The organism is Methylocucumis oryzae (assembly GCF_000963695.1).
Lineage (GTDB): Bacteria > Pseudomonadota > Gammaproteobacteria > Methylococcales > Methylomonadaceae > Methylovulum > Methylovulum oryzae.
Window position 1 is genome coordinate 1 of the sequence record NZ_LAJX01000281.1, and the last position, 3,855, is coordinate 3,855.

The 3,855-nt window shown below is 42.5% G+C and carries 3 protein-coding genes and 1 pseudogene; 1 reads left to right on the forward strand and 3 read right to left on the reverse strand.

Features of this window, described 5'->3' with window-relative positions; translation table 11 throughout:
• Nucleotides 1-147 precede the first annotated feature (147 nt).
• Nucleotides 148-1,482, reverse strand: coding sequence for an ATP-binding protein (locus VZ94_RS20035; RefSeq protein ID WP_045780583.1), 1,335 nt, complete (start codon nucleotides 1,480-1,482; stop codon nucleotides 148-150).
• Between the two features lie 267 nt (nucleotides 1,483-1,749).
• Between VZ94_RS20035 and VZ94_RS20040 the strand changes: the two genes are divergently transcribed.
• Nucleotides 1,750-2,115, forward strand: a complete 366-nt coding sequence (locus VZ94_RS20040; protein ID WP_045780584.1) for an exosortase system-associated protein, TIGR04073 family — start codon at nucleotides 1,750-1,752, stop codon at nucleotides 2,113-2,115.
• Between the two features lie 39 nt (nucleotides 2,116-2,154).
• Here VZ94_RS20040 and VZ94_RS20045 read toward each other — a convergent pair.
• Nucleotides 2,155-2,826 (reverse strand): annotated as a pseudogene (locus tag VZ94_RS20045) (Bax inhibitor-1 family protein).
• A gap of 110 nt (nucleotides 2,827-2,936) precedes the next feature.
• Nucleotides 2,937-3,764: a magnesium transporter gene (locus VZ94_RS20050; RefSeq protein WP_239650109.1), complete on the reverse strand. Its 828-nt coding sequence runs from the start codon at nucleotides 3,762-3,764 to the stop codon at nucleotides 2,937-2,939.
• Between the last annotated feature and the right edge of the window lie 91 nt (nucleotides 3,765-3,855).

Genomic DNA, 3,855 nt, shown 5'->3' on the forward strand with positions numbered 1-3,855 from the left:
CATTGCTCTACCTCCTGCGTCCTGCAGTCGTGCGTTTTCTGCATTCACCACATCCTTGTGGTTCCAGGTGTTGGCTGCATGGATGCTGCCACCAAGCCTACAGGGATGTATTTACGGCGTCCTGTACCTTGAATACCCTGTCCCTCCTTACGTTGGTAGCCTGATAAATAAAGGAATTGTCACACTAATCACTAGCCCTAAACCCGGTTCACTGTGTATGCGCAATAAACCACCTAAACTATTGACGCGTTCGCGCATCCCTAATAAGCCGAAACCGGATTTTGGGCTATTATCTACGCAACCTAAGCCATTATCGCGAATTTCAATATGCAAGTAATCATCATCGCTTATCGATAACTCAATCCTGGCTTGGTTAGCGCTGGCATGACGGACAATATTAGTCAGGCTTTCTTGAATAATACGAAATAATTGAATCGTCATTTTCGCGTCTAAGCCATCTATGTCATCAGAGCAGTTAAGCGTAATGCTGAGTTCGGGCTGGCGTAACATCCAATGATTGATTAAGTCCTCTAACGTTGCTTTCAAGCCTAATTCTTCTAACATTAAAGGATGCAATTGCCGCATCATAGACCGAACTACTGTAATCAAATGGTCGCAGATTTCGATAATCGATTGGTGAATCGTCGCGCTATTTGCGGGTTGTGTTTTAGCGGTGACTGCCATTACTTTAATCGCGGTCAAAGACTGACCTAATTCATCATGTAATTCTTGTGACAGTCTGCGCCGTTCTTCTTCTTGGATTTCCAGCGAATGTAAAGTCAGTGCGCTGTTTTCGCGTTTGGTAGCGGCCAGTGTGATGGTCATGTGGTTAATCGCCGACGCGATTTGGTTAAATTCTAAACTAGAAAAAGACGGTAAGTGCTGTTCGTATTCGCCTTGTTCAATCGTTTGTAAATTTGACACGATTAACTGAATGGCAGAAAAAGCTTTATTAAAGACCAGGTTAACAGCAATAAACGTGATGCTAGCCATGATAAGCAACGCAGCAAAAAATACGCCGCTTTCTTGCCAGGCCTCGGTGATTTCATCGAGTGGATCAGCCGCTATCATTAATACGATAGGTTGACCTTGAGCTGTGGTTAATTGTTGCTCTATACCCGATACGTCGGCAGTGACTAAATGAATAAACCAACTCGGTGGCATAGGGTGTTCAGTTTCTGGTTGCTTATTAGCACCAAACGTAACGCTAGCGCCATTGGCTTGCTTTAACCGTATTTGCAAATGCCGGGTTTGTTCTAGCGTGACGAAACTTGGCAGCCAATCATTTAAATCCACAGTTGTTGCTGGGGATTGAATATGTAAATTAATCAGTTGTTTAGCTAAATTTAACGACGAAGTGATTTCTCTATTTACCGATGTTCGGGCTTGCCAGATGACAATCAAACCACCCAGTAACAAAATAATAATACTGGTCAGTAAAATGCGTAAGTTAATTTGAAAACGTAGCGAGTTGTTAACCATGAAGAACAAAGTGACGTAACAGTTTAAAAACAGAGATTATTGTACGGTATACTATGGCCACCAACTTAAGCTGGGACGGTTCTATACTCTGAACGGCCACATCCGGTATCTTGTGTTGTTGTAGGGTGCGCTGTGCGCGCCTTTTTTCATTGATTTTAATGATGTTATAAAGGTGTACGCACCCTACCTACCTAAAAACGAATGTGACTGTTTGAAGTATCAGTCCCGTATTAAACTGGAAGCCGTGTGAATATTTTGGAGCTTTTAATGAAAAAATTATGCAAAACAGCGCTAATTATCGCTGTGTTATCGGTAAGCGCTAGTTATGATGTTTCGGCGTCGAGCTATCCCGCGCGTTTAGGAGCAAAATTAGGTAATGGCTTAGCCAATGCTGTAACCGGGATTGCTGAAATTCCTAAGACCATTATTGTGTCAAAACGTAAAGAAGGGGTGGCTTATGCGGCTACGGCAGGTGTTATTACTGGCATGGTGCACATGGTCGGTAGAACATTAAGCGGTGCGTATGACTTAGTGACGTTTATGATTCCGACTAAGCCTATTGTGACGCCGGATTATGTTTGGGACGATTTCGATAAAGAGACCAGTTACCGCTCAACTTGGCAACTGCGTTGAATAAGGCCGCGAGCGCTGAATGCGCTCGCGGTATTACGCTTAGTCGTCGCTACCCATAATGCCTAAGATTTGTAACAAGCTTAAGAATAAATTGTATAACGAGACGTATAAATCAACGGTTGCCATGATGTAGTTGGTTTGGCCACCATTAACGATTAAGCTGGTTTGGAATAAAATCATACCTGACATCAACAAAATAAACATTGCTGATACCGCTAACGATAAAAGTGGGTATCGCAAATAAAATTGCGCCTATACCCGCTAAAAACGCCACTAATACGCCGGTAAATAAAAATCCACCTAAGTAAGCTAAAGTCTTTACGCGTGGTTAATGCATAGCCGGACTAAACCTAAGAAAATAGTACCGGTACCACCTAACGCCATCATCACTAATTGGTAACCATTACCGAAGGCGGTGATGTAATGATTTAAGATTGGGCCTAATGTTAAGCCCATAAAACCGGTTAACGCAAAAACGCAGACGATGCCCATTGCGCTGTTACGGAATTTGGTCGTTAAAAACAATAAGCCATAAAAGCCAATTAACGTAATCCACATATTAATTGGTGGCATTTTTATCGCCATCGCGAAACCTGCTGTCATGGCGCTGAATAACAACGTCATCGATAACAGTAAATAAGTGTTTCTCAATACTTTATTCGTTGCTAATACGTCACTGGCTGGACGTGCTGAAAGGGTTTTTGTACTCATAATCTATAGTCTCCTTAAGTTAATACAGTTTTACATAGTACAAGAGTTTTGTACGTTTTGATAAGTTTCACAAAAAAATTCGCCGCTTATGGGTACTGCTGTTATAACGGCTAATTAATCAAAAACAAGCTCGCTAAGCCTAAAAAGATGAAAAAGCCCATAGAATCGGTGATTGAGGTAAGAATAATACTGGTACCGACTGCGGGGTCTTTGCCGTAACGATGACGTAGCAGCGGTATGCTAAGCCCAACAGTGACCGCGACTAGCATGTTAATAAACATAGCAATACCCATTACACAGGAAATCTCCCAGTCGCGATACAGTAAAAAGCTAAGTAAGGCTAAAATTATCCCGATAAAAGTGCCATTAATAAGCGCTAACGCGAGTTCTTTTTTTATCAGTCTTAAGACATTGCTGGGTGTAATTTGCCCTAAGGCTAATGAGCGTATGATAAGCATACTGGTTTGATTACCGGTATTACCACCCATTGCCGCAACAATCGGCATCAGTGAGGCCAACGCGACTAGCTGCACAATCACGTTTTCAAACATGCCAATAATACGCGTTGATACAAACGCCGTGACAATATTAATCAATAGCCAACCCCAGCGATTTTTAGCGCTTTTCCAGACGCTGGCAAATAAATCTTCTTCTTCGGTGACACCGGCTTGAGTCAATATATCTTCATCGGTTTTTTCCCGAATAAAATCAATAATGCTGTCTACGCATAACCGGCCTTGCAGCTTGCCTTGTTCATCGACCACAGGCGCCGAAATTAAGTCATAGCGTTCAAAAGCGCGTGCCGCTTCGGCGGTATCTTGTATGGTTTGGAAGACGATAAAGTCTGTGACCATAGCGTCGGATACTTGAAGATTTGGCGGGTGCGTTAATAAGCGTTGTAGTGGCAAAATTCCTTTGACTTCATTGTCTTGATTCACGACAAAATAGCTTATCAGTATGACTCGGTAATTTACCCATTTTGCGGATATACGCTGATATTGCGGCTAGGCTCATATCATCGCGTATGGT

Excerpts from the sequence above, each read along its gene's own strand:
- VZ94_RS20035 (WP_045780583.1), bottom strand. The coding sequence starts at position 1,482 with ATGGTTAACAACTCGCTACGTTTTCAAATTAACTTACGCATTTTACTG.
- VZ94_RS20040 (WP_045780584.1), top strand. The coding sequence starts at position 1,750 with ATGAAAAAATTATGCAAAACAGCGCTAATTATCGCTGTGTTATCGGTA.